Genomic DNA, 24076 nt, shown 5'->3' on the forward strand with positions numbered 1-24076 from the left:
CGAGGCCTTCAACGTCCGCCCCGATCCCCACGCCCTCGCCGCCGGCTCCGGCGCCGGCCGTGGCCGAGGCCCCGCCGCCGCCTTCGGTCCCCGCCGTCACCGTGCTGGACGCCGCCGCCCGCGCGGCCCTGCCGTTCACGCTCGAGCTCCCGGCCGGGTTCGAGCTGGTCACCGGCCGCCCGGGCCCCGACTTCAGGATCTACACCATCCGTCGCGGCGACCGCTCCTTCGCCATGATCTACGCCGGTCCCGCCTCGCAGTTTCCGATCTACAGCGGCGAGATGATCGAGGCCGGCGGCCGGGCCTCCGTCGTCTCGACCGAGGACGGCGTCCGCCACGCCCGCGAGCACCTGTTCCAGCGCGAGGGCGCGACCCCGCGCGAGGTCCACGTCTGGACCATGAGCCTCGACGGCCCCGATCGCGCCCTGGCCGAACGCATCGCCCAGTCGGTGGACGTGCGCTAGGTCAGGTCTCCGACCACACCGCCAGCTCGTTGCCCGCGGGGTCGCGGAAGTGGAACCGCCGCCCGCCGGGGAAGGCGAAGATCGGCTTGACGATCACCCCGCCCGCCGCCTCGACCTTGGCCAGCATGGCCTCGAGATCACGGGCGAACAGGATCGGCAGGGGCGTCCGCACGCCGTCCGCCTGGGCGTCGAACCCGCCGTCCATTCCCTCGTCGAAGGCCGCGTATTCCGGCCCGTAGTCGGTGAATGTCCAGCCGAAGGCCGCGCCGTAAAAGGCCTTGGTCGCGGGCAGGTCGCCGCCCGGCAGTTCGAGATAGTCCAGCTTGCCGTCTTCACGCATGGGTGATGCTCCTGTCAGTCGCCACCGACCCTTCGGGCTTGCCATGCCGACCCGCGCCACGCAATCTGCGAACGATTCGCAAGTTATCGGAGGCGGGGATGATCGTGCAGCTGACCGGCAGCGCGGCCCTGGCGCGGCTCCTGCGCGGCGACCGGCCGGCCTCAGAGCACCTCGCGCCGGCTCAGGTGGACGAGGGCCGCGATCAGGACGACCGCCCCGAGCCCCAGTCCCAGCCCCAGCGCCGTCTGGACCCGCCAAGCCTCGGTCGCCAGCATGTTCACCGGCATCTGCCACGGGAAGAAGACGCCCTGTTTCGCTGACGTCGCCACCACCGAGAAAAAGGTCCCGCCGATCCCGACCGCCAGCGCCGGCACGAAGCTGGCGTAGCGCAGGGCCACCCACAGCTGGATCGAGATCATCAGCAGGGCGGCCAGATACATCTTTCCCAGAGTGGCCGCGTAGCTCGCCAATTCGAAGGGTCCGGTCGGCTGCAACTGAGGCTTGATGGCCATCGCCAGCGTCACCGCCCCCCAGGTCATGGCCAGCACCGCCGCGCTCATCAGCGCCACCACCGCCAGCACGCAGACCATCTTGGCCGCATACAGCCGCCAGCGGGGCAGGGGCAGGGCGCGCAGGTGATCCCACGACCTCGGCCCGTGCTCCATATGCGCGACCAGCGCCGTCAGGGCCGTCACGCTCATCGGCAGCATGAAGAAGGCCCAGATGGCCGAGGCGCTGCCCATCCACATCTCCCACGGCTGCGGCGCCTTGCCCCGCAGCATGTTGAAGAAGACGAACAGGGCGATCAGCGACGGCGCCGCCACGGCCAGCACGGCCGCCAGCGAGCGGTTCAGCTTGCGCGCCTCGACGAACAGCGGCGCGAAAAAGGGGGCGGCGGTCATCAGGCGAACTCCGGCTGGGCTTTGGCGACAGGGGCGGGCGGCGAGACCTCGCGATAGATCCCCTCCAGCGAGCGCGACCGTGGCCCGATGGCGAAGACGGCGATATCCGCCTCGATCAGGGCCCGGTTCAGCGAGGCGGATGCGGTGCGCGCGTCCTCGCCCGGCTTCAGCCGCGCCACCAGCCCGTCCTCCGCCGCCGCCACGTCGAACCCCCGCGCCCGCGCCAGGGCCGTGGCCCGCACCGGATCGTCGGTCTGCAAGGCGATCTCGGGCGCCAGATCGGCCTTCAGCCGCCCCAGCTCCCCCTCCAGCACCAGCCTGCCGTGGCTCAGAATGCCGACATGGGTCGCCGTCTGCTCGATCTCGCCCAGCAGATGGCTGGACAGCAGCACCGTCGCCCCCGTCCGCTCCGGCAGGGCCCTCAGGAACCGCCGCATGTCGGCGATGCCGTCCGGGTCCAGCCCGTTGGTCGGCTCGTCCAGCACCAGCACCGCCGGCGCCCCCAGCATGGCCCGGGCCAGCCCCAGCCGCTGCCGCATCCCCAGCGAATAATCCGACACCCGGCGCCGCGCGTGCTCGCGCATCTCGACCACCTCCAGCACACGCTCGATCTCGGTCTTCGGCAGGCCCAGCAGGCTGCGAGTCAGATCCAGGTTCTCGCGCCCCGACAGATTGCCGTAGAAGCCGTGCGCCTCCAGCAGCGCTCCGACGTTCCGCGCCGCGCCGATCCGGTCGCGCGCCACATCGACGCCGCCGACGAAGGCCGCTCCGCTCGTCGGTCGGATCAGGCCCAGCAGCATCTTCAGCGTCGTGGTCTTGCCCGCGCCGTTGCGGCCCAGAAAGCCATAGACCGCCTTGTCGGGCACGGTCATCGACACGCCGTCGACGGCCAGCCGGCCTTTGAAGCGACGGCTCAGCTCGCGGGTCTCGATGGCGGCGGACATGGCGGCGCTCTCGTCTCGTTTAACTCAGACATAAAGTTGCAAACGCCGCGTCTTTAAGTCAAGATTAAATCTCTGACAGCTTTCCGACCCGGAGATTCGCCCGTGAGCCAGGCCGAGACCGACCGCTTCCGCCGCCGCTGCGCCCAGTTCCGCTGGCTGGCGGTGTTCATGGTCGTCAGCGTCGGCGCCCTGCTGGCGCTGATGTACCTGCTGGCGCCCGGCCTGCTGCTGGCCCGCGGTGACTATCCCGAGTCCCCGACCCGCTGGCTGGCCCAGCTGGTCTGGGCCCTGCCGACCGTCTTCTACCTGTTCGCGGTCTGGTCGATCGGCGCTGCCATGGGCCAGCTGTCGAAGGGCCGGTTGATCCAGCCGACGCTCGTTCACGCCCTGCGCCGGGTCGGTCTCGCCCTTGGCTTCGGCGGTCTGCTCAGCGTCTTCGGCGTCACCAACGTCATGCGCCTGATCGAGGGCGGCCGCGGCGGCTGGGCCTATTTCGACGTCGCCGGCATGACCCTCGGCATGATCGGCGGCGCCCTGTTCCTGCTCGGCGGGGTCATGGAGCAGGCCGGCAAGGTCCAGGCCGAGCTGGACGAGATGATCTGATGCCGATCCGCGTCACCCTCGACCAGCTGATCGTCAGGAAGGGCCTCAAGGCCCGCGACCTCGCCGCAGAGGTCGGCCTCAGCGAGACCCAGCTGTCCCTGTTCCGCTCCGGCAAAGTCAAGGGCATCCGCTTCCGCACCCTCGCCAAGCTCTGCGCCGCGCTGGACTGCAAGCCGGGGGACCTGCTCGGCTACGACTTCGACCCCTCCGACCTGCTGGCGGCGGAAGAGGACTAGAAGGTCACCGTCTGGGCTTCGGAGCCCGGGCGGAACACGACCGTCCGCGTCACCCCGTTCATCCGCACATTGACCTGCTGCTCCTGGTCGTCGTGCACGCCGGGGAAGAAGTCGAGATCGACGGTCACCGACCCGATTTCATGGTCCGTCGTCTCGCCGGCGAAGTTGACGCGCACATTGTCCCCGGCCAGCACCGTCCCGGCATGGCTGACCGCCACCGGCGCCCCGTCCACCGCCAGGCGGAAGCGCGCGCCCAGATGCGCCTCCAGATCGGCCACGGCGCGCGGATCGTCGAGGCTGGGCTGGGCCTCCGGCGCGATGCTCGGCAGGGCGGGCTCGACGTCATGCGCCGCGAACCGGTGGCTGACGCTGACGGCGCCAGAGCCCGGGTCGATCTCGATCACCGTCAGCCCCCCGTGCCCGCGGTGGGCGAGGGCGGGGGAGGCCATGCCCGCGATCAGGGCCGCGGTCAGGACGATCCGTCTGATCATGTCAGTCCCTGCGCCGCACGCGGGCCGCGGTCGAGTCCGGGCTGACCTCGACGTCGGAGTCGCGCATCCGGTTCTCTCCCGGCGGCGGCGCCGGCGACAGCCGCAGCGACCGCGTGTCGATCTGCTGCGGATAGAAGTTGTTGCTCCGGTCGGCGTCCGCGGTCTCCCACAGCGGGTCGATCTCGGCGCGGGTCAGCGTCTTCGACGACACGTGCTGCCACACCACCTGCTGACTGTTGCGCCGCCACACCTCGGCCGGGATCCGGATCGTCTCGTCCGAGCCGTCCGAATAGGTCAGCTTCAGGATCACCGGCATGACCAGACCGCCGACATTGCGGAAGGTGAAGCGGTAGATGTTGTCGTCGAAGCCCTGGGCCGCGCGCCGGTCCTCGTCCGCCCTGCGGGCTGCGGCCTCGGCGTCGCGCCGCTGCTGGGCCGTCACGGTGAAGCGGTCGGTCTGGTTGTAGAAGTCCCGCGTCGCCGGATCGCGCTCGACCACGGTCTCGATGTCCTGGTTGCGCGCCGCCGTCAGCGAGCCCGGCTCGGCCTCGAACCGCTCGCGGGCGGCGCGGGCGCGCACCTCCGGATCGGCGCTTTCCAGCCGCGCCGCCGTCACGCCTTCCAGCGCGATGTCGACATGGTCGGTCGAATAGAACCAGCCCCTCCAGAACCAGTCCAGATCGACGCCCGAGCTCTCCTCCATGGTGCGGAAGAAGTCATAGGGCGTCGGCCGCTTGAAGGCCCAGCGCTGGGCGTATTCGCGGAAGGCGCGGTCGAACAGCTCGCGGCCCAGCACCGTCTCGCGCAGGATCACCAGCGCCGTGGCCGGCTTGGCGTAGGCGTTGGCGCCGAACTGCAGCAGGCTGTCCGAGTGGGTCATCACCGGCACCTGGTCCTGGCTGACCATGTATTCGACGATGTCCTTGGGCTCGCCCCGGGCCGGGAAATCATGGTCCCACAGCTTCTCGGCCTGGAACTGCAGGAAGCTGTTCAGCCCCTCGTCCATCCACGTCCACTGGCGCTCGTCCGAGTTGACGATCATCGGGAAATAGGTGTGGCCGACCTCGTGGATGACCACGCCGATCAGTCCGTTCTTGGCCCGCTCGGTATAGGTCAGGGTGCCGTCGTCCGCCCGCACGGGCCGCGGCCCGTTGAAGGTGATCATCGGATATTCCATCCCGCCGACCGGCCCGTTGACCGACTGCGCCGTGGGGTAGGGATAGGTGAAGGCGAACTGGTTGTAGACGTCCAGGGTGTGGGCGATCGACTTGGTCGAATAGGCGTCCCACAGCGGCCGGGCCTCCTTCGGATAGAAGGACATGGCCATTACCACCGGATGCTCGGCGCTCTGCTGCTCGACGCCCATGGCGTCCCAGATGAATTTGCGGCTCGAGGCCCAGCCGAAGTCGCGCACGTTGTCGGCGCTGAAATTCCACGTCCGCGTCCCCGATCGGGCCGGCCTCGACTCGGCGGCGGCGGCCTCCTGCGGCGTCACGATATAGACCGGCTCGTCGGCCGTCCGGGCCCGGTCCAGCCGCGCGCGCTGCTCGGCGTTCAGGATGTCCGGGTTCTGCAGCTCGCCCGTTGCGGCCACCACGTGATCCGCCGGCGCCGTGATCGAGACGTCGTAGTCGCCGAACTCCAGGGTGAACTCGCCCGAGCCGAGGAACTGCGAATTGTGCCAGCCCTCATAGTCCGAATAGACCGCCAGCCGCGGGAACCACTGCGCCGCCAGGAAGATGCAGTTGCCGTCCTCATGCGCCTTGGTGAAACACTCGTAGCCGCTGCGGCCGCCGACGACATTGGTCTCCGGCATGGGCAGGGTGAAGTCGATGGTGAAGTCGAAGCTCTGGCCGGTCGCCAGCGGCCGCGGCAGTTCGATCCGCATCATGGAATCGACGATCGTGAACGGCACGGCCTGACCGTCCGGCCCGGTGATGCGCAGGTCGTTGAACCCGCCTTCCCAGTCCTGGAAGCGCTCGATGCGCCGAATCTCGTTGACGCTGACGGTCTCGGAATTGCTGTAGGTCCGGCTACGCTCGGCCAGCGAGTCGCGGCGGTAGTTCTGCTGGTCCAGCAGCAGCCACAGATAGCCCAGGGCGTCCGGCGAATTGTTGGTGTAGGTCACCGCCTCGCGGCCGGTCAGCGTCCGCCGCGCCTCGTCCAGCGACACGTCGATGTCGTAGTCCACCTGCTGTTGCCAGTAGCGGTGGCCCGGCGCGCCCGAGGCGTTGCGATAGTCGGTCGGGGTTGGCCAGTCCTCGCCCTCGAACTGCCGGAACTTGTCCTCGAAACTGCCTTTGGACTGGTCGATCGGCCCGATGCTCTGCTGTGCGAGCGCGGCCTGCGCCATCAGGGAAACGCCCGCCACGGAAGCGAGCAACAGTCCGACGCGCATGGGTAACCGTCCGTTTTCTGAAGAGGCGCCGCGACCTTAGCCGGGCGGCAGGGGCGCGCAAGACGCCGGAGATTACGTCTGTGTAATCCGCCCGGGCGTCGCCGCCCACGCCACCGCCAGCCGGAGCCGAAAGGCCGCGGTCGGACCGCCTGTGCGGCCATCTGCGGCGCCGCGCCCCACTGCTTTCGTCATCCTCCGGCGAGGCGCAGCCGGGACCGGGGGACCCGGCGGCGCCGAAGGCGATCTGTTCACGCGGGATGGTTCAGCTGCGGCGCTCGCGGCAGGGTCGCGCTATCGCGCCCGCTGGGGCCCCTGGTCTGCGCGGCTGCGCCGCTTGCCGGAGGATGACGAAAGCGGGCGAGGAATCCCTGACGCTGTGCTGGCAATTCGCGGAAACATGGTCTGGTTCAGCGGAAAACATCCCGCCGCATCAACCCCATCCGCTTTTCTCGAGCCTGTCTTCCCGCCTGAGAAAACCACGGGTGCATACTGCGTCCCGTCCCTTCGCCGGGACCGTCGCCGGTCTTTGACAATCCAACCCTGTCCGTGGCGCCGAAGCCGCGACCGCCCTCCGAGCCCTGGCGTCCCCTATCCGGACTGTTCGGACGGTTCGGACGGTTCGGACGCCTGTTTCGGGTTTCACCCGGGTAGAACCCCGCCTCAGACCAGTTCCACCGCCATGGCGACGGCCTCGCCGCCGCCGATGCACAGGCTGGCCACCCCCTTCTTGCCGCCGCGCGCCTGCAGCGCCGCCAGTAGGGTCGCCAGCACCCGCGCGCCCGAGGCGCCGATCGGGTGGCCGAGGGCCGTGGCCCCGCCGTTCACGTTCAGCCTGCCGTGCTCGATGCCCAGCTCCTGCATCGCGATCATCGGCACCACGGCGAAGGCCTCGTTGATCTCCCACAGATCGACGTCCTCGACCGACCAGCCGGCCTTCTTCAGCGCCTTCTGCATGGCCGGCACCGGGGCGGTGGTGAACAGGCCCGGCTCATGGGCGTGGGCCGAATGGCTGACGATGCGCGCCACGATCGGCAGGCCCAGCGCCTTGGCCACGCTCTCGCGGGTCATGACCACGGCCGCCGCTCCGTCCGAGATCGAGGCCGAGGACGCCGCGGTGATCGTCCCGTCCTTGGCGAAGGCCGGTTTCAGATTGGGGATCTTCTCCGGCATGGCCTTGCCGGGCTGTTCGTCCTCGCTGACCGTCTCGACGCCCTTGCGGGTGGTCACCTCGACCGGGGTGATCTCGGCCTTGAAGGCGCCCGAGGCGATGGCGTTGCGGGCCCGGGTCAGGCTCTCGATGGCGTAGGCGTCCTGGGCCTCGCGGCTGAACTGATAGGTCCCGGCCGTGTCCTCGGCGAACGACCCCATCGGCTTGCCGGGCGCATAGGCGTCCTCCAGCCCGTCCATCATCATCGAATCGACGATGACGTCATGGCCGATCCGCGCCCCGCCGCGGTGCTTGTTCATCAGATAGGGCGCCCCGGTCATGCTCTCCATGCCGCCCGCCACGATGACGTCGGCGGTGCCGGCGGTCAGGGCGTCCGAGGCCATCATCACCGCCTGCAGGCCCGAACCGCACATCTTGTTGACCGTGGTCGCCTCGACATGGCGGCCCAGTCCCGCGCCCAGCGCCGCCTGCCGCGCCGGGGCCTGGCCCAATCCGGCCGGCAGGACGCAGCCCATGTAGATCTGCTCGATCTTCGCCGGATCGACCCCGGCCCGCTCGACCGCCGCCTTGACCGCCGTCGCGCCCAGCTCGGTGGCCTTCACGCCGGACAGCGCGCCCTGGAAGCCGCCCATCGGCGTGCGGGCGAAGGAACAGATGACGATCGGATCGGACATGTCGGTGCCTTGGGGAGGGGTAGTGGAAAACCGGGCGCTGGATGGGCTCTTTGATCGCGCTGCGCAAGCGTCGGCGGCTCAGGCGACCTCTTCGTCGGCCCGTTCACGCGGCATCATCTCGCCGACCGTCGGGCAGTCGCTCTCGAGGTTCAGCTGGATGTCGCGCGGCTTGACGATCTCGTTGCAGTGGCCGCAGGCGATGCGGGGGGCGAGGTCGTGACCGCAGGTCTTGTGGGTCATCGAAACGCCCGCGCCGGTCTCGCCATAGACGTGTTTGGCGCCCCACCCGTGCAGGGTGACCAGCACCCCGTACAGGTCCTTGCCCTTGGCGGTCAGGACGTACTCATTGCGGGGCGGCCGCTCCGAATAGAGCCGCGGCTCCAGCACCCCGTGCTGCACCAGCGACTTCAGCCGCGCCGCCAGCACGTTGCGGGCGACGCCCAGCCGCTCCTGCCACTGCTCGAACCGGCTGACCCCGTTGAAGGCGTCGCGGATGACCAGCAGGGTCCACGGATCGCCGATCACCTCCAGCGTCGCGGCGATCGAGCAGCTCTGGCGAGAATAGTCTGCGGTGCGTCCCATGCCGGTAAAGGTGACGCCGCGTCAGGGTTTTGGCAAGAGGGTTGCCAATCTAAACGGACTCGGTCAGTCTTGTTTGGCTACGGACTCGCCGCGGCGTTTCCGGATCCCTCGACTGGGGCGGAGGGTTTCGGCCTTCCGCCCGTCTTTCCCCCGCGATACTCCGGACCCATGACGCAGCAGACCCTCGCCGAAGCTCTGGCCCTGACCGACGACGGCGCCGGCGGCCTGACCGCCCGCCTGTCCGGGGACTTCTCCAACGCGCCCCTGTCCGCGCCGCCGGAAAAGGGTGCGCCGTTCGGCGGCCTGATGGCGGCCCTCGCCGCCGGCGCCGCCCGGCAGGGGCTGGGTCTCGACACCCCGCTCAAGACCCTGACCGTCCAGTATCTGGCCGCCGCCCGCTTCGAGGACGCCACCTTCGTCCCGACCCTGACCCGCGGCGGCCGCAACGTCGCCTACGCCTCGGTGCTGGGTGGCCAGCCGGACCGCCCGGCGCTGCAGGCCCTCGCCACCTTCGGCCGCGAGGTCGACGGACCCGTCCTGACCCCGCTGGCGACGGCCCCCCGCCCGCTCTCTGACATCGAGCCGACCCCGCTCGATCCCCGCTTCGGCCCATGGTTCACCCGCTACATCGAGCACCGCTTCGTCGCCGGCCCGAAGCTGTTCGGCCAGAACGCCGGCGCGTCGCCCGAACTCGGCTGCTGGATGCGCACCACCGACGGGGCGCCGCTGGACGAGGCCCGGCTGCTGTTCCTGCTGGACGGCGTCTATCCGACCTACTGGACCGCCCTGCCGGCCCCGCCGGTCTTTTCCGCCAGCGTCGATCTCCGCGCCGACCTGCTGGAGGCGATCACGCCGGAGACCTCGCCCGAAGGCTGGGCCTGTTTCCACTTCACCAGCCGCGACGTGGGCGGCGGCTGGGCGGTCGAGGACGGCGTCGCCCACGCCCCAGACGGTCGCCCCATCGCTCTCGTGCGCCAGCGCCGCAAGCTTATGCCGACGCGGTCCTAGCCCTCCGGCTCAGACCGTGCCGTGCAGGTCGCGCAACTGGATCAGGGGGATGACGATATCCTCCTCGTCCTCCAGGTGACGCAGCAGGGGCCGGGCGTTTGCCTCGATCAGGTCCGACAGCCGGTTGGCCGCGTCGGCGATATCGGAGGTTCTCGCGGACATGGCCTGATGAAAGGCCAGACCGGCGCGAAACATCGCCTCCAGCACGCCGTGGATGGCTTCGTGGTCGCGGTCCAGCAGGTCGATCCCCGCGCCGATCCCCGGCTCAACCCGCCGCATCATCGGAAAATAATGCCCGCTCTCAACGCGATGGTGGCCATCCAGATGCTGGAGGAAGGACTGGAGCGTCGGGATCAGCTGGCTATGCAGGGCCGTCGCATCCCCGCTCGCCCGCCACTGGCGGATCAGCCCGTCCATATGGGCCTGATGCCCCCGGAAGCTGGCGTGCATCTGCAGCCAGAAGGCGGCCGTCTCGTCGAGCGTCGAGGTCCAGCGGTCGCGCGGGAATGCGGCCCGCAGGTAGAGCAACTCCGGCGGCAGGCCCGCCCGCGACGCCAGCGACAGCGCGTCCGCCGTGTCAGACAACGGCCGTGGTCGTCTTGATAAAGCCGCCGCCGACCAGCCGGTCCGGGTCGGCCGGATCATAGAGGGCGCACGCCTGCCCCGGGGCCACGCCTTCCTCGCCGGTCTCGAACGTCACCGAGACCGCGCCGTCAGCCATCGAAAGACGGGCGGGGGAGGGGGGGCGGGTCGACCGGACCCGGGCCAGCACCGGCGCGCCGGCCGCCGCCGCCGCCTCCATCGAGGCCTCATCCCCAAGCCAGTTGGTCTCGTCCAGGGTCAGGGAAGCGGTCAGCAGGGCCTCCCGCGGGCCCACGATGACGTGCCTCCGGGCCGGATCTAGCCTGGTCACGAAAAGCGGCTCGCCGACGGCGACATTCAGCCCCCGCCGCTGGCCGATGGTGTAGTCCGTGATGCCGGAGTGAGACCCGAGCACGCGACCGTCCATATGCACGATCTCGCCCGCCTCCCGACCCTGGGGGCGCAGCTTGTCGATCAGGGTGCGGTAATCGCCGTTGGGGACAAAGCAGATGTCCTGACTGTCCGGCTTGGCGGCGATCCGCAGCCCCAGTTCGGCCGCAACGCCCCGAACCTGCGGCTTTTCGAGATCGGCCAGCGGGAAGCGCAAATAGTCGAGCTGCGCGGCGGTCGTGGCGAACAAGAAGTAGGACTGGTCTCGCGAGTGGTCGACCGCCTTGCGCATCTGGGCGCGTCCGTCGGCGGCCACCGCCCGGCGAACGTAGTGACCCGTGGCCATCGCCTCGGCGCCCAGGTCACGCGCCACATCCAGCAGGTCGCGGAATTTGACCGTCTGGTTGCAGCGAATGCAGGGCACGGGGGTCTGGCCGGCCAGATAGGCGTCGGCGAATTGGTCGATGACCGCGTCGCGGAACCGGCTCTCATAGTCGAGGACATAGTGGGGGATGCCCAGCATCTCGGCCGCCAGCCGGGCGTCGTGGATGTCCTGGCCCGCGCAGCAGGCGCCCTTCTTCTTCAGCGCCGCGCCGTGGTCGTAGAGCTGCAGGGTGACCCCGACCACATCGTACCCCGCCTTGTGCAGCAGGGCCGCCACCACGGTGGAGTCCACACCCCCGGACATGGCCGCGACGACCCGGGATCCCACGGGCAGGCCGACGGCCATGCGCGCGGCTTCGATCGCCGCGTCCATATCGGCGCGGGCGATGTCGGGTACGGGGCAAAGGGGCTCGGCGAGCGTCATGGCGCGCTATCTAGTGCCAAACACGCGCGATTTCGAGGCCGGGCCGAAATCCCGGGCCGGAAACGACGACGGCCGCCCCCGTCGCCGGGAGCGGCCGTCGTGTCTTCGGGGAGTTATCTAGCTGCCGCGGCCGTAGTGCTGGATGCGGGTGGTGCGCAGGCCCTGCATGCCCCACTTGTCGATGGCCTTCTGCCAGGCGAGGAACTCCTCGGCGGTCAGGCGGTAGCGCGCCAGCGCGTCGTCGAGGCTGATCAGTCCGCCGCGCACGGCGGCCACGACCTCGGCCTTGCGGCGGATAACCCAGCGGTCCGTATTGGCCGGCGGGAGATCGTGCAGGGTCAGGGGCGTGCCCGTCGGGCCGACCACATACTGTTCGCCTCGATTGTTAAGGCGTCGCTCTTGCAACATGGGCTTATGCCTCATTGACCACCATCACTAAGGTTCGAACCGTAGCGGCCGGCGGCTAAGGGCCGTTTAAGCGTCGTGGTGAAGGAAAGCCTAAAATGCCCTCCGTCCACCCGCTCAATATTCAACAAAGGCTTCATTGAGGTTTACGACCCGTTACTCAACGATCAACGTTTGATGCTGATCAGTTCGGCCAGCATCTCGTCTGCGGTGGTGATGATTTTCGAGGACGCGGAATAGGCGCGTTGGGTGGTGATCAGGCCGGTGAACTCAGCCGACAGGTCAACGGTCGAGGCTTCCAGCTGGGAGGCGCCGATCAGGCCCGCGCCGCCGGAGCCTGCGGCCTTCAGGTTGAATGTCCCGGAGCCCTGGCTGACCCGGAACGCGTTGCCGGACACCTCGGACAGTGCGTCGGCGCTGGGGAAGGTCGCGAGGGCGACCTGGGCGATCTGGCGGGTGACGCCGTTGTCGAAGATGGCGGTGACGAAGCCCTTTTCGTCGATCTTGACCTCGGACAGGTTGCCGAAGGCGGTGCCATTGGTGAGCGTAGCCTGGACCACCGAGGCGCTGTCGTACTGCGAGAGGCCACCGGCGGCGGCGGTCAGGTCGAAGGTGATGGCCTGGTCATCGATGCCGAGTTGATCCCCCCACATGAACTCGCCCGCGGCGAGAGTGGTGGGGTCGGTGTCCGAAGCCAGGAAAGTCAGCGAGGCCGCGGAGGGGTCCGGGAACAGCGCGACACCTGCGGGCATGGCGGCCATGGCGTCCACATCAAGTCGGCCGTCCTGGGTGAAGGCGACAAGTCCCGACTTCAGCACGCCGTCGGTGCCCAGGCTCGCATGGGTGGTGACGTCGTCAGCCGGAATGGCGCGCACTTCGGCGTACCATTGGTTCGGGATCGTGCTCTTGAGGAAGGATACGGCCAGGGTGCGTTGACCGCCCTTGGAGTCCGAGACTGGAATGGTGACCTCGAAGTCCGGCTTCACGCCGTTTCCGGTCTCCGGATCCCACATGGCCATGGAGTTGGTCATGACGTCATAGGCGCCGGCGGCGGCGGGATCGAGCGGATCGGCGTCACGCGCCGCCCGGGCGATGGCCTCGGGCGAGGGGTCCTGGCTCGAGCGGAGGTTGGCGTTCAGTTGAACACGTGTGGTGGGTTCGGCGGCGCCGCCGACCGAGCCGACGTTGATCGTCCGCAGACGATTCAGGTCTGACGGGTCGGTGGTGATGTCGCCGTTGGCGTCGACCGGCCAGCCCTGCAGGTAGAGGCCGGCGGTGTTCTTCAGATAGCCGAGGTTGTCGACCCGGAAGGCGCCCGCGCGGGTAAACAGCCGAGAGTCGGCGGGGGTCAGGTTCTCGGACTTCTCGGTGACAACGAAGAAGCCCTGACCGGCGATGCCGAGGTCGGTCGAAGAGGTGGTCCGCTGAAGCTGGCCGTTCTGGCTGGTGTAGTGACGGGCCCCGGCCAGCACGCCGCCGGCGGAGTAGCCCGCGCCGGCGCTCTGGGCGTTGACGACCGTCTGGAACTCGGCGGCGGACCGCTTGTAGCCAACCGTGTTTACGTTCGCGATGTTCTGGGAGATCGCCGCCAGGGCGGCGGAGTTGGCGGTCAGACCGGACACGCCGGCCAGTAGTGCGCTGTTGATGCTCATGGCGCGGGGCTCCTTACGAGAACAGTTTCAGAGGATTGAGGGAGGAGGCGAGCGAGGCCAGCAGGCTCTCGTCCGTCTGGGCAGCGGGAGGGGGCGTCGCCGCCGTGCGCGCTTCCTCGAGCGCAATCACGGTGGATAGCGGCACGATCGAATTTCCGACGGTCAGGAAGGCTTCGCCGTCGTACATCTCGACGCCGGTGATGCGGCCACGGGTCAGAACCTGGGCGTCGATGGTCCCGCCGGCGGCGTCCTTGGCGACGACCTTCAGGGTGTAGACCTGGCCTTCCTGGCCGTCGTTGCCGGTAGTCGCCTCGCCGTCCCAGGAGAATTCATGGACGCCGGTGGTCTTGTCCGGCGCGTCGCCAGACCAGACCACATTGCCCGAGCCGTCCAGCACTTCCAGCTTCACCGATGCGGCGTTGGAAGCGATCTCGTAGCTCCACTCGGCTTCTCCGTCGGTGAACTTGGTCGCTGACCAGGCCGCGGTCGCCTCCTTGCCGATGTAGTTGGCGGCGCTTTCGAGCCCGCCGCCGCCCTGGGCCGAGACCAGGCTCTTGAGCAGTTCATTGGTCAGCAACTGCTGCTCGACGCCCGCCATCTGGGTCAGCTGGGCGGTGAACTGGTTGGAATCGACCGGCGACAGCGGGTCCTGGTTCTTCAACTGGGACGTCAGCAGCGCGAGGAAGGTCTCGAAGTTCGAGGCCAGCATGGCCGAGCCGCTGTTGATCCGGTTCGTCGCATTGTTGGTGGTGGTGACGGCGTCAACCATCAGTCAGACTTTCATGTCCACGCCCGAGGGCGAGAGGGAGAGGGCCAGCCATTGGGGCGGCTGCGCCATGTCGATTTCCGTCTTCAGGCGCGCGGCGGCGGCGAAGGCCCGGTTCTGCCCCTCCCGGGCGTCCTGTCCCCGATCGAAGGCGCTGGAGCCGCTGTCGCGGTCGGCGAATTCAAAGGCGTCGTCGGCCAGCTGGAAGCCCGCGGCTTCAAGCTGACGTCTCAACTCGTCGGCTCGTCCGCGCAGGTCGGTGGCGGCGGCCGGATTGTCGAAGGCGAGCCGGGCGGCCAGCCGGCCTTCGGCGTCGATGTCCAGTTTGACGTCAACCCGTCCCAGTTCGTCGGGCCGTAGCGCGATCTCGAAGCGGGTGGAACGCCCTTCCAGCTTGCGCAAGATCTGCGCCGCGATCTGCGCCGTGGCGTCAATGGTGGCGCGTGACAGGGTCGGCAAGCTGTGATCCCGCGCCGGGGCTGCGGCCTCGGCCTGGGAGGTGACGCGTCCGTCCCCGGGAGTCGGTTCTTCCGGCGTTCGTTCCGCCGCATCCCCTTGCAAAGCGGTCGGGGCGGGCGCCGGCTGCAACGATGACTTCCCCGGCTGGTCGGTCTGCGGCGAGGCCGGCGAGGCGATCGAACCGATCCCCTTTGGGTCTGGAGGCGACGAAGAGGGCGCAGCGCCCGCGTCGTCGAGAGGTCGGGAAGTCCGCTCGGCCAGCGCCCGCAGGAGCGGCGGCGTCGGTTGAAGGGAGGGCGCCGGCGTTGGCGTCCCGGTCGGCCGGGCCGAGTCGGGGCTGGGCCCGGAGGACGCGACCTCCATCGTGTCTCCGCCCCGCGCAGCGGGCACGTCGATGTTGGCCGAACCGGGCAGGACTTGCGGCTGGGGTTCCTTCCCGGCGACCGCGCCGGGCAAGACTTGCGGTCCGGGCTCCTTGCCCGCCAGACCGTTCGGCTGCACCTGGGGCTCGGGGCCGTTCTTGACCTGCGTCGTGTCCGGGAGAACCTGCGGTTCGGGTTGCCTGGCTACGGGCGCGCCCGGGAGAACCTGCGCCTCGACCTCCTTGCCGGTGGGCGTGGCGGGCAGGACTTGCGGCTCGGGATCTCTGGACAGTTCGATGTCCGGTAGAACCTGAGGCTGGACGTCCTTCACGGGCGGCGTTCCCGGCAGGATCTGCGGATCGGCGTTGAGGTCCGGCGTGCTCGCGTCGTCGGCGACTGGCGGGACAGGCGCCGGCCGAACCGGCACTACCGGGGCGCCGAGCAGAAACGGGTGCGCTGACGGCGATGCCGTCCGGTCATCCGGCGCTCCGGCGCTATTCGCCGTGTTTGCGACCTCGCCGTCCGCCGGGACAAGGGCGGCGAGCAAGCCCTGGAAGCCGGATGCGTCGTCTCCCGTCGACGACCCCCGTGGGGTCGCCGGCAGGGCGGACGCGATCATGGATAGGACGGCTTGAGCGGACATGGTCCCGAGGGGTGTCGCCGGAGCGATGGTGACTGGAGCGCCTGCTGCGCCGAACATTCGGAGGCTCCGGCGCAAGTCGTGGGCCAGTTCATGTCCGCGAGTTAGAGAACGGAAAAGACACGAGATTCTTATGCAGCCCCGGTCGGGCTGATCGCCTGAGCCCGGTCGAAACTTGCCGTGTAGCGACGTTTCTTGCCCGGCTCCATTGCTCGGACGCGGGGTGGGCCGGTCTGGCCCGAGGCTTGCCCCCCTAGCCCGTCATGACCCAGTCGGGAAACGCGAACGTGCGGAATTTCAGTGGCTTGGCCCCGCGGCCTCATAATGTCGCCGGGCAAAAAGCGCGCATCGGATGGCAGGCCTTGCCGGGCGCCGCCCAGTTGGAGACCTGTGGATGTCGCTAAGTCTGATCATGAACACCGCGACCAGCGGGCTGACCTCCGCACAGACGCAGCTGCGGGTGGTCTCTGACAACGTCTCCAACGTCAACACCCCCGGCTATGTCCGCAAGATCGCGGATCAGGTCTCCCTGAACAGCCAGGGGATAGGGGCGGGCGTCGAGGTGGCGCGGATCCGTCTGGCCACCGATCGTTTTCTCCAGGCTGCGAGCCTCAATGCGGGCGCGGAAGCCGCGCGCCAGGGCGTGCGACATGAGCTTTACGACCGCATCCAATCGCTGTTCGGCGATCCTGGCGGCGACAGCGGCTTTTTCTCGCAGGTCGACTCCGTTTTTTCCGCCTTTGCGGCAAGCGCCGAGGACCCCGCTTCCTCGCCCCGCCGGCAGGACGCCCTGTTCCGGACCCAGGCGCTGTTCGACGAGGCCGGCCGGATCGGCCAGCAGATCCAGGCCGTGCGCGAAGACGCGGACGGCCGCATTCAGAGTGCGGTTGAGAAGGCCAACGATCTGCTGCAACGGATCGAGGGCCTGAATATCGAGATCGCCCGCGCCACGGTGGTGAGCGGCGATGCGTCCGGCGCCGAGACCGCCCAGTCGGCCCTGATCGGTCAGTTGGCCGAGCTGATGGACATCCGCGTCTCTGTTCGCGCCGTCGGCGGCGTCTCCATCCGCACAGGCGCCGGAACCCTTCTGGCGGGCGATGGCGCCGCGACGCTGGCCTATACCCGGGCCGGTACCGTTACGGGTGAAACAGCCTTCAATGAAATATGGGTGACGGAGCCAGGGGGGCAGAAGCGCTCACTGCTGGACGGCGTGGTCTCGGGAGAAATCAAGGGCCTGGTCGAACTGCGCGACCTCGAGGCCCCGGCCACAGCGGAGCGGTTGGCCGAACTCGTCGCCCATGTCGCCGATGAGCTCAACCGCGCTCACAACGCCAACAGTTCGGTTCCCGCGCCGACCAGCCTGACGGGCCGGAACGTCGGTCAGAGCTTCCAAAGCGCGATCGCGGGCTTCACCGGCCAGACCACGATCGCGGTGACCAATACGGCAGGGGTCATCCAGAGCCGCGCTGACATCGTCTTCAGCGGCGCCACGATGACGGTCAACGGCGCGCCGGCAACGCCAGCGACCTTTCTGACCGTGCTGAACGCCCAGCTGGGCGGGGCCGCAACGGCCAGCTTCGTCGACGGCAAGCTGTCCATTACGGCCACCGGGAGCAACGGCGTGGCGGTCGCCGACGATCCGACAAGTCCTTCTGCCAAGGCCGGACGAGGCTTTTCGCACTATTTCGGCCTCAACGATCTGATCTCGACCGACCGTCCCGCCTTCTACGAGACAGGCATGACCGCGGCGTCCGCCCACGGCTTCACCGCCGGCGAAGCCCTGAGTTTCCGCTTTACGGGTGAGAGCGGCTCGAAACTGCGCGATATTCAGGTGACCGTGCCCGCGGGCGGCACGGTCGGCGACCTGCTCAGCGCCCTGAACGATCCGGCGACCGGCGTCGGCCGATTTGGCGCGTTCGCTCTGGCGGCGGACGGCTCCCTCAGCTTCACCGGGTACGGGAATCCTCCGCCGACGATGAGCGTGCTCGAGGACACGACCGTCCAGGTTCCGTCCGGCGTCTCGGTAACCGAGCTTTTCGGGATTGGGGGCGGTGTTCGGGCCTCCCGCGCCGACGGATTTTCGTTGCGTACCGATATCCGTCAGAGCCCCGGCAAGCTTGCCCTGGCGCAGTTGAACCTGTCCGCCGCCGTCGGCGCCTCGGCCCTGAGCACAGGCGATGGCCGGGGCGCCCTTCTGCTGGCCGACGCCGGTGAACGGGCCGCCAGCTTCTCACCCGCTGGCGGCGCGTCCGGGGGCACGATCTCGGTGTCCCGCTACGCTTCGGAACTGTCGGGTGAGATCGGGGGAAAGGCGGCGGCGGCCAAGAACCGCAATGACACGGCGGCCGCGCTCGCCGCCGAGACCTCGGCGCGGCAGACGGCCTACGAGGGCGTCAACTTGGACGAGGAACTGGTGCTGATGACCACCTATCAGCAGGCCTTCAACGCCTCAGCGCGCCTGATCCAGGCCGCACGGGACATGTATGACACGCTTCTGGGGATGGTCTGATGAACCGCGTCGCTACATTCGGAAACTATCAATCCGCCCTGCTGGACCTGATGTCGGCCCAGACCCGAGCGGCCGACGCCCAGGAACGGGTTTCGACGCAGAAGAACGCCACCGACCTGACCGGCTTCGGCCGCCAGTCGGAGACCCTGACGGCGCTGAAGGGAGCCCAGAGCCGGATTCAGGGTTTCATCGATACCGCGAAAGCCGTATCCGCCCGGCTGACGACCCAGGATCTGGCCATGGGCCAGGTCAGTGACGGCATCGCCGGCCTGAGGGAGGCCGTCGGCAGCGTGCTCGCGACTGACTCGGCGGGCTCGCTGATGTTGGAACTTGAGGGGCAGTTCCAGACGATCCGCGCCGGCCTGACCACGAGGCATCATGGCGGCTACCTGTTCTCCGGCGCGTCAACCTCCACTTCCCCGCTTAATGTGGCCAATCTGAACGAACTGGCGGCCGCGCCGGACGTGGCCTCAGTCTTCGACAACGATACCCTCAAAACCGCCAGCCGGGTGGCGGAAGGCACGACGCTGGAGACCGGCTTCCTGGCCGATGAGCTCGGCAGCGAGGTGATGGAAATTCTCCGGGATATCCAGATCTACCACGCCGGCGTGAACGGGCCCCTGAACGGCAAGGTCAATGCAGCCCAGAAGGCTTTTCTCACAACCCAGCTCGCTCGCCTTGAGCAGGCCGCTACGGGAGTGATCGACAAGATGGCCACAACGGGCTCGATGGCGAACCAGGTCGAAACCATCACCCGGGGACACCAGGCGCAGCTAGGCTCGCTGGATGAATTGGTGTCGGATCGCACCGACGCCGACATGGCCGCGGCGATCACCGATCTCCAGCTGTCGCAGGTCGCCATTCAGGCGTCAGCGCAGGTGATCTCGCAACTTCGCCAAGTCTCCTTGCTCAACTATCTGACCTGACGCGGCAAATCCTTTTACGGCCACGCTGGACGCGCAGTTCCTTGCGGAACATAGTGCGAACAAATGGCCCAGATTGATCTCCGGCGAAAGCTGTCCATCCTCGCTGACGCGGCCAAGTACGACGCCAGCTGCGCCTCCTCGGGCTCGTCCAAACGGGACTCGCTCCGCGGCAAGGGTGTTGGCTCCACTGAGGGGATGGGCATCTGCCACGCCTATACGCCGGACGGGCGTTGCGTTTCCCTGCTCAAGGTCCTGCTGACCAATTTCTGCATCTACGACTGCGCCTATTGCATTAACCGGGCGAGCTCCAACGTGTCCCGGGCCCGGTTCGCGGTGGCCGAGATCGTCGACCTGACGCTGAACTTCTACAAGCGGAACTATATCGAGGGGCTGTTCCTGTCGTCCGGCATCATTCGCTCGGGCGACTACACCATGGAGCAACTGGTGCTGGTGGCGAAGACGCTGCGTCTGGACCACGACTTCCGTGGCTACATCCACCTGAAGTTGATCCCCGAGGCCGATCCCCGGCTGGTCGAGGAAGCCGGCCTGTACGCCGATCGGCTGTCGGCCAACATCGAGCTGCCGCGTGACGAAGCCCTGAAGCGACTGGCGCCCCAAAAGGATGTCGGGGTGATCAAGAAGGCGATGGGTCAGGTCCGGATGGCGGTCGAGGCCGCGAAGCCGGGTCGGCGGGATCGGCTCAAGCCGCCGAAATTCGCGCCGGCCGGCCAGTCGACCCAGCTGATCATCGGCGCTGATGGAGCCCCGGACACCGAGATCATGGAGCGCAGCGCGTCACTTTACGGCGGGTATGGTCTTCGGCGTGTCTACTATTCGGCGTTCAGCCCGATCCCGGATTCCTCGAGCGCCCTACCGCTGGCGAAGCCGCCCCTGATGCGAGAGCATCGCCTGTACCAGGCCGATTGGCTGATGCGGTTCTACGGCTTTTCGGCGCCGGAAATCGGCGAGGCCGCGACGGACGGCATGCTCGACCTTGCTATCGACCCCAAGCTGGCCTGGGCGTTGAACCGGCGGGAGCAGTTTCCGGTTGATGTGAACACCGCACCCCGCGAGATGCTGCTGAGGGTGCCGGGGCTGGGCGTGAAGACGGTGGACCGGATCGTCGCCGTGCGGCGCTGGCGTACGCTACGTCTGGAAGACATCGCCCGCCTGTGCCGGGGCGTGGACAAGGTACGCCCGTTCATCACCACGCTGGACTGGACGCCGGGAGGGCTGACCGACGCCGCCGATCTTCGCGCCCGCATCGCGCCGGATCCGCCGCCAGCGCAGATGAGCTTGTTCTGATGCGCGTCGCCGTTCTGGCGGGAGAAACCGATTTTGAAGGCTGGCGCCAGGCGGCCCGGGCGTTCCGGCAGGCGGGGACGGCCCCGGGGCAGGCAGCCTTCCGGGTTGGCGGAGCGGGGGACGGCCTGTTCGACGAAGGTCCAACCCCGCCCCCGCCAGATGCAGCCCCGTTCATCGTCCCAAAGGCGTTCGTTGACCTCGCGGGGGATGTTGTCCTGCATCGGTCCGAAGATCGCTTCGACCTGCTGTATCGTTTGCTGTGGCGGTTGGCCTCGGAACCCGATCTGATGAAGATCGTCTCTGACATCGACGTGGCTGACGCCCTGGAGCGGGCTAGGAACGTCAGCCGGGCCAGCCACAAGATGAAGGCCTTTGTCCGTTTCCGGCGGGTTGAAGACGCGGCCGGCGAGCGTTGGATCGCCTGGTTCGAGCCGGCGCATCGGGTGCTTGAGAGGACGGCGCCGTTCTTCGTGCGACGGTTCACGACCCTGAACTGGTCGATCCTCACGCGGGACGGGTCCGCGTCCTGGGACGGCGAGGAGCTGACCCTCGGGCCGCCCGCGACGCGCGACATGGCCCCGACCGAAGATGAGATCGAGGAATTCTGGAAGACCTATTACGCCTCGACCTTCAATCCCGCGCGATTGAAGACGAAGGCGATGCAGGGCGAGATGCCGAGACGGTACTGGAAGAACCTGCCGGAAGCGGCGCTGATCCCGGAACTGGTGGCGCAGGCGGCGGTTCGGACCGAGACCATGGTCGCCGCGCCCGCACCCGAACCGAACGCCCGGCTGGCGAAGACGCTCTCACGCATCAACCGGGACCGTTCGTTTGACGAGGGGTTCGTCCCGTCGAGGCTGGAGGAGCTGGATCAGGCGGTTCAGGCCTGCCGCCGATGTCCCCTCTGGCGGGACGCGACCCAAGGCGTCTGCGGCAAGGGTCCCGGAAGGGCGAGTTTGATGATCGTCGGCGAGCAGCCCGGCGATCATGAGGATCTCGCGGGGCGCCCCTTCGTAGGGCCGGCGGGTCAGGTCCTGGACGCGGCGCTGGAAGACGCGGGAATCGACCGCGACGACGTCTTCGTCACCAATGCCGTCAAACACTTCAAGCACGAGCCGCGCGGCAAACGGCGGCTGCACAAGACCCCCTCCACAACCGAAGTCAGCGCCTGCCGCTGGTGGCTGCAGGCCGAGCGGCGACTGGTTCGACCGAAGGTGATCGTCGCCTTGGGGGGCACGGCCGCGCTGGCGGTGCTCGAACGCAAGGTGGAGGTGACGAAGGAACGGGGGGCCGGCATAGACTTGGCCGATGGAGCCAAAGCCATGATCACCGCGCATCCCGCCTATCTGCTGCGCATTCCGGACGCCGCCGCTCGGGCGTCCGAGCGCGACAGGCTCGTGGCCGACCTGCGGGCGGCGAGCGCGATGCTCAAACTGAACTCGTAGCGTGTCTGAACGAATACGGTCGGGCGGCGTTGTTCCGCTCTGCGCCAGCTTTGCCGTGCTCGCACCGTAGGCAAACCGAACGGCGCAATCTAGGTAGGGGCATGGCCGCAGCGGACTTTCAGATTGACGAGGGCGAAGGGCGCTTGACTCTGCGGCTGGTCGGCGACTGGACCGCCACAAGCCTCGGTAGGATATCGCGCCGGCTGGACGAGTCTCTCGACCAGCGCTGCGTCGATGCGGTCGATCTGAGCGAACTCGGACGTTTCGACACCGCAGGCGCCCTCGCCATCGTGCAGGCCAGCAACTGCGTGCTGCCCGAAACGGCGTGGAAGCAGCGGCCGGAGGCGGGACGAACCTACGCCCTGATTGAACGGCTTGAACGCGAAAGCGCCGGACCGCCTCGCCGCTCTTCTGGCTGGGTCCGGGGCTTCGCCAAGGTCGGTCGCGGCGTCCAGGACATCGTCGCCGAGGCGACGCTGTCCCTGGCCTTTCTCGGTCGTCTGATCGTCGCGGTCGGAGCGGCCCTGCGGCATCCCGCTCGCATTCGCTGGGCCGCCTGGTTCAGCCAGAGCGAGCGCGCAGGCCTTGACGCCATTCCGATCATCGCCGTGACCAACTTCTTCATCGGTGCGGTCATCGCCTACCTCGGCGCCAATCTGCTGACCCAGTTCGGCGCTTCGGTGTTCACGGTCCAGCTGGTTGCCGTGTCGGTGCTGCGCGAGTTCGCCGTGGTCATAACCTCGGTGCTGCTGGCGGGCCGCTCATCCTCGTCCTTTGCTGCCGAAATCGGCTCGATGCGGATGAATCAGGAGGTCGACGCCATGCAGGTGATGGGCGTGAATCCGTTCCAGGCGCTGGTGATTCCGCGGCTGGCGGCGATGCTGGCCATGCTGCCGCTGCTGACCTTCGTCGGCATGGTGGCGGGGCTGTTCGGCGGCATGCTGGTGACGTGGAGCGAGCTTTCCTACGGCCCTGCCTTCTTTATCCAGCGCATCGCCGAGGATCCCAAGATGAGCACTCATCTGGGTGTCGGGCTGATCAAGGCGCCGGTGTTCGCGGTCGTCGTCGCCGCGATCGGCTGCCGTCAGGGAATGGCGGTGGCGGGCGACGTTGAGAGTCTGGGCCGCCGCGTCACCGCGGCTGTGGTGCAGGCCATCTTCGCCATCATCTTCCTCGACGCCGTGTTCGCCATGATCTTCCTGGAGCTGAACTGGTGACCGCCGCGACGCCGGAAGCGGGCGTGAAGCCGGAGATCCTGATCGAGGTGCGCGGTTTGCTGAGCCAGTTCGGCGAGCGCGTGATCCACGAAAACCTCGATCTGGAGGTCGAACGTGGCGAGGTGCTGGGCGTGGTCGGCGGTTCCGGCTCGGGCAAGACCGTGCTGCTCAACTCCATCATCGGGCTCAAGGAGCCGGAAGGTGGAACCGTGCGGGTGTTCGGCCATGACATGACCGACCTCAGCAAGGAGCAGGCGGCGGACATTGAGCGGCGGACCGGAGTCCTGTTCCAGCAGGGGGCCCTGTTCTCGGCCCTCAGCGTCATCGACAACGTCGCCTCTCCGCTGATCGAACACACGCGACTGCCCAGGGACATCATCCGTGAACTGGCCGAGATGAAGATCGCCATGGTCGGACTGAAGCCTGAAGCCCATCACCTGAAGCCGGCCGAGCTGTCCGGCGGCATGCGCAAGCGGGTCGGGCTGGCGCGGGCCCTGGCCCTGGATCCGGAGCTGCTGTTCCTGGATGAGCCGACGGCGGGACTGGACCCGATCGGCGCGGCGGCGTTCGATGATCTGATCCGCCGGTTGTCGGATGATCTGGGACTGACCGTCTTCATGATCACACACGATCTCGACAGCCTCTACGCCATCACCGACAAGGTGGCGGTCGTGGCGGACAAGCGGATCGTAGCCAAGGCGACAGTTCAGGAACTGGAGCAGTCGGACCACCCCTGGATCCAGGAATACTTCCTCGGCCCGCGCGGTCGCGCCGGCAAGAAAGCCGCCTGAGGAGAGCGG

23 protein-coding genes are annotated in these 24076 nt (G+C 68.1%); 10 read left to right on the forward strand and 13 right to left on the reverse strand.

Annotation, left to right across the window (positions count from 1 at the left end; all coding sequences use genetic code 11):
• A partial coding sequence (locus tag V6M45_RS09840) for a hypothetical protein (RefSeq protein ID WP_332655951.1) occupies positions 1–464 on the forward strand: 464 nt, incomplete at its 5' end.
• A gap of 1 nt (position 465) precedes the next feature.
• Here V6M45_RS09840 and V6M45_RS09845 read toward each other — a convergent pair.
• The 3 genes from V6M45_RS09845 to V6M45_RS09855 all read right to left on the reverse strand — a co-directional run bounded on the left by V6M45_RS09845 (position 466) and on the right by V6M45_RS09855 (position 2650).
• Positions 466–804: a VOC family protein gene (locus V6M45_RS09845; protein ID WP_332655953.1), complete on the reverse strand. Its 339-nt coding sequence runs from the start codon at positions 802–804 to the stop codon at positions 466–468.
• A 161-nt stretch (positions 805–965) separates the two neighbouring features.
• Entirely contained in the window at positions 966–1706 is a 741-nt protein-coding gene (locus V6M45_RS09850) for an ABC transporter permease (RefSeq protein ID WP_332655955.1), read from the reverse strand.
• On the reverse strand, positions 1706–2650 hold the full coding sequence (locus tag V6M45_RS09855) for an ABC transporter ATP-binding protein (RefSeq protein ID WP_332655957.1): 945 nt from the start codon (positions 2648–2650) through the stop codon (positions 1706–1708). Before V6M45_RS09855 ends, V6M45_RS09850 begins: the two co-directional genes overlap by 1 nt.
• A 102-nt stretch (positions 2651–2752) precedes the next feature.
• On the opposite strand from V6M45_RS09855, the gene V6M45_RS09860 reads away from it, so the two are divergent.
• Positions 2753–3253, forward strand: a complete 501-nt coding sequence (locus V6M45_RS09860; RefSeq protein WP_332655959.1) for a DUF2975 domain-containing protein — start codon at positions 2753–2755, stop codon at positions 3251–3253.
• A complete protein-coding gene (locus V6M45_RS09865) occupies positions 3253–3489 on the forward strand; it encodes a helix-turn-helix domain-containing protein (protein WP_332655961.1) in 237 nt (78 codons plus the stop codon). Before V6M45_RS09860 ends, V6M45_RS09865 begins: the two co-directional genes overlap by 1 nt.
• On the opposite strand, the gene V6M45_RS09870 is transcribed toward V6M45_RS09865, so the two are convergent.
• The 4 genes from V6M45_RS09870 to V6M45_RS09885 all read right to left on the reverse strand — a co-directional run bounded on the left by V6M45_RS09870 (position 3486) and on the right by V6M45_RS09885 (position 8802).
• Entirely contained in the window at positions 3486–3980 is a 495-nt protein-coding gene (locus V6M45_RS09870; RefSeq protein ID WP_332655963.1) for a DUF6702 family protein, read from the reverse strand. The genes V6M45_RS09865 and V6M45_RS09870 overlap by 4 nt on opposite strands.
• A gap of 1 nt (position 3981) precedes the next feature.
• On the reverse strand, positions 3982–6378 hold the full coding sequence (locus V6M45_RS09875; protein ID WP_442880576.1) for a M1 family aminopeptidase: 2397 nt from the start codon (positions 6376–6378) through the stop codon (positions 3982–3984).
• A gap of 660 nt (positions 6379–7038) precedes the next feature.
• Positions 7039–8220, reverse strand: coding sequence for a thiolase family protein (locus tag V6M45_RS09880; protein ID WP_332655965.1), 1182 nt, complete (start codon positions 8218–8220; stop codon positions 7039–7041).
• Between the two features lie 78 nt (positions 8221–8298).
• Positions 8299–8802, reverse strand: a complete 504-nt coding sequence (locus V6M45_RS09885; protein WP_332655967.1) for a winged helix-turn-helix transcriptional regulator — start codon at positions 8800–8802, stop codon at positions 8299–8301.
• Positions 8803–8970: 168 nt separating this feature from the next.
• Between V6M45_RS09885 and V6M45_RS09890 the strand changes: the two genes are divergently transcribed.
• Positions 8971–9810, forward strand: coding sequence for an acyl-CoA thioesterase (locus V6M45_RS09890; protein ID WP_332655969.1), 840 nt, complete (start codon positions 8971–8973; stop codon positions 9808–9810).
• A 9-nt stretch (positions 9811–9819) separates the two neighbouring features.
• Here V6M45_RS09890 and V6M45_RS09895 read toward each other — a convergent pair whose 3' ends face one another.
• The 6 genes from V6M45_RS09895 to V6M45_RS09920 all read right to left on the reverse strand — a co-directional run bounded on the left by V6M45_RS09895 (position 9820) and on the right by V6M45_RS09920 (position 15661).
• Entirely contained in the window at positions 9820–10395 is a 576-nt protein-coding gene (locus V6M45_RS09895) for a hemerythrin domain-containing protein (RefSeq protein WP_332655971.1), read from the reverse strand.
• A complete protein-coding gene (mnmA, locus tag V6M45_RS09900) occupies positions 10388–11590 on the reverse strand; it encodes a tRNA 2-thiouridine(34) synthase MnmA (protein WP_332655973.1) in 1203 nt (400 codons plus the stop codon). Before mnmA ends, V6M45_RS09895 begins: the two co-directional genes overlap by 8 nt.
• Before the next feature lie 117 nt (positions 11591–11707).
• Positions 11708–11998, reverse strand: a complete 291-nt coding sequence (gene sciP, locus V6M45_RS09905; protein ID WP_332655974.1) for a CtrA inhibitor SciP — start codon at positions 11996–11998, stop codon at positions 11708–11710.
• 164 nt (positions 11999–12162) lie between these two features.
• Positions 12163–13647 carry a flagellar hook protein FlgE gene (gene flgE, locus V6M45_RS09910; protein WP_332655976.1) on the reverse strand — a complete coding sequence of 495 codons (1485 nt, stop codon included), beginning with the start codon at positions 13645–13647 and terminating at the stop codon, positions 12163–12165.
• Between the two features lie 13 nt (positions 13648–13660).
• A complete protein-coding gene (locus tag V6M45_RS09915; protein ID WP_332655978.1) occupies positions 13661–14416 on the reverse strand; it encodes a flagellar hook assembly protein FlgD in 756 nt (251 codons plus the stop codon).
• Between the two features lie 3 nt (positions 14417–14419).
• Positions 14420–15661: a flagellar hook-length control protein FliK gene (locus tag V6M45_RS09920; protein WP_332655980.1), complete on the reverse strand. Its 1242-nt coding sequence runs from the start codon at positions 15659–15661 to the stop codon at positions 14420–14422.
• A 625-nt stretch (positions 15662–16286) separates the two neighbouring features.
• Between V6M45_RS09920 and flgK the strand changes: the two genes are divergently transcribed.
• From flgK to V6M45_RS09950, 6 genes are all read left to right on the forward strand, one after another.
• Positions 16287–18383 carry a flagellar hook-associated protein FlgK gene (flgK, locus tag V6M45_RS09925; RefSeq protein ID WP_332655982.1) on the forward strand — a complete coding sequence of 699 codons (2097 nt, stop codon included), beginning with the start codon at positions 16287–16289 and terminating at the stop codon, positions 18381–18383.
• 50 nt (positions 18384–18433) lie between these two features.
• Positions 18434–19309 carry a flagellin gene (locus V6M45_RS09930; protein ID WP_332655984.1) on the forward strand — a complete coding sequence of 292 codons (876 nt, stop codon included), beginning with the start codon at positions 18434–18436 and terminating at the stop codon, positions 19307–19309.
• Between the two features lie 63 nt (positions 19310–19372).
• Positions 19373–20614 (forward strand): putative DNA modification/repair radical SAM protein, encoded by a 1242-nt coding sequence (locus V6M45_RS09935; protein WP_332655986.1) that lies wholly within the window; start codon positions 19373–19375, stop codon positions 20612–20614.
• Positions 20614–22059 carry a UdgX family uracil-DNA binding protein gene (locus V6M45_RS09940; protein ID WP_332655988.1) on the forward strand — a complete coding sequence of 482 codons (1446 nt, stop codon included), beginning with the start codon at positions 20614–20616 and terminating at the stop codon, positions 22057–22059. The genes V6M45_RS09935 and V6M45_RS09940 overlap by 1 nt, the downstream gene beginning before the upstream one ends.
• Positions 22060–22160: 101 nt before the next feature.
• Entirely contained in the window at positions 22161–23276 is a 1116-nt protein-coding gene (locus V6M45_RS09945) for an ABC transporter permease (protein ID WP_332655990.1), read from the forward strand.
• The gene (locus tag V6M45_RS09950; protein ID WP_332655992.1) at positions 23273–24067 is read left to right on the forward strand and encodes an ABC transporter ATP-binding protein; all 795 of its coding nucleotides are present in this window, start codon (positions 23273–23275) and stop codon (positions 24065–24067) included. The genes V6M45_RS09945 and V6M45_RS09950 overlap by 4 nt, the downstream gene beginning before the upstream one ends.
• The last annotated feature ends 9 nt before the right edge of the window (positions 24068–24076 follow it).

Source organism: Brevundimonas sp. (assembly GCF_036676055.1).
In the GTDB taxonomy this organism is placed as follows: domain Bacteria; phylum Pseudomonadota; class Alphaproteobacteria; order Caulobacterales; family Caulobacteraceae; genus Brevundimonas.

What these genes read in the sequence shown, in the direction of transcription:
- sciP (WP_332655974.1), bottom strand. Translation starts at nt 11,998, where the DNA reads ATGTTGCAAGAGCGACGCCTTAACAATCGAGGCGAACAGTATGTGGTC.
- V6M45_RS09915 (WP_332655978.1), bottom strand. Translation starts at nt 14,416, where the DNA reads ATGGTTGACGCCGTCACCACCACCAACAATGCGACGAACCGGATCAAC.
- V6M45_RS09875 (WP_442880576.1), bottom strand. Translation starts at nt 6,378, where the DNA reads ATGCGCGTCGGACTGTTGCTCGCTTCCGTGGCGGGCGTTTCCCTGATG.
- V6M45_RS09945 (WP_332655990.1), top strand. Translation starts at nt 22,161, where the DNA reads ATGGCCGCAGCGGACTTTCAGATTGACGAGGGCGAAGGGCGCTTGACT.
- V6M45_RS09855 (WP_332655957.1), bottom strand. Translation starts at nt 2,650, where the DNA reads ATGTCCGCCGCCATCGAGACCCGCGAGCTGAGCCGTCGCTTCAAAGGC.
- V6M45_RS09935 (WP_332655986.1), top strand. Translation starts at nt 19,373, where the DNA reads ATGGCCCAGATTGATCTCCGGCGAAAGCTGTCCATCCTCGCTGACGCG.
- V6M45_RS09865 (WP_332655961.1), top strand. Translation starts at nt 3,253, where the DNA reads ATGCCGATCCGCGTCACCCTCGACCAGCTGATCGTCAGGAAGGGCCTC.
- V6M45_RS09940 (WP_332655988.1), top strand. Translation starts at nt 20,614, where the DNA reads ATGCGCGTCGCCGTTCTGGCGGGAGAAACCGATTTTGAAGGCTGGCGC.
- V6M45_RS09845 (WP_332655953.1), bottom strand. Translation starts at nt 804, where the DNA reads ATGCGTGAAGACGGCAAGCTGGACTATCTCGAACTGCCGGGCGGCGAC.
- flgK (WP_332655982.1), top strand. Translation starts at nt 16,287, where the DNA reads ATGAACACCGCGACCAGCGGGCTGACCTCCGCACAGACGCAGCTGCGG.
- flgE (WP_332655976.1), bottom strand. Translation starts at nt 13,647, where the DNA reads ATGAGCATCAACAGCGCACTACTGGCCGGCGTGTCCGGTCTGACCGCC.
- V6M45_RS09890 (WP_332655969.1), top strand. Translation starts at nt 8,971, where the DNA reads ATGACGCAGCAGACCCTCGCCGAAGCTCTGGCCCTGACCGACGACGGC.
- V6M45_RS09930 (WP_332655984.1), top strand. Translation starts at nt 18,434, where the DNA reads ATGTCGGCCCAGACCCGAGCGGCCGACGCCCAGGAACGGGTTTCGACG.
- mnmA (WP_332655973.1), bottom strand. Translation starts at nt 11,590, where the DNA reads ATGACGCTCGCCGAGCCCCTTTGCCCCGTACCCGACATCGCCCGCGCC.
- V6M45_RS09885 (WP_332655967.1), bottom strand. Translation starts at nt 8,802, where the DNA reads ATGGGACGCACCGCAGACTATTCTCGCCAGAGCTGCTCGATCGCCGCG.
- V6M45_RS09850 (WP_332655955.1), bottom strand. Translation starts at nt 1,706, where the DNA reads ATGACCGCCGCCCCCTTTTTCGCGCCGCTGTTCGTCGAGGCGCGCAAG.
- V6M45_RS09880 (WP_332655965.1), bottom strand. Translation starts at nt 8,220, where the DNA reads ATGTCCGATCCGATCGTCATCTGTTCCTTCGCCCGCACGCCGATGGGC.
- V6M45_RS09870 (WP_332655963.1), bottom strand. Translation starts at nt 3,980, where the DNA reads ATGATCAGACGGATCGTCCTGACCGCGGCCCTGATCGCGGGCATGGCC.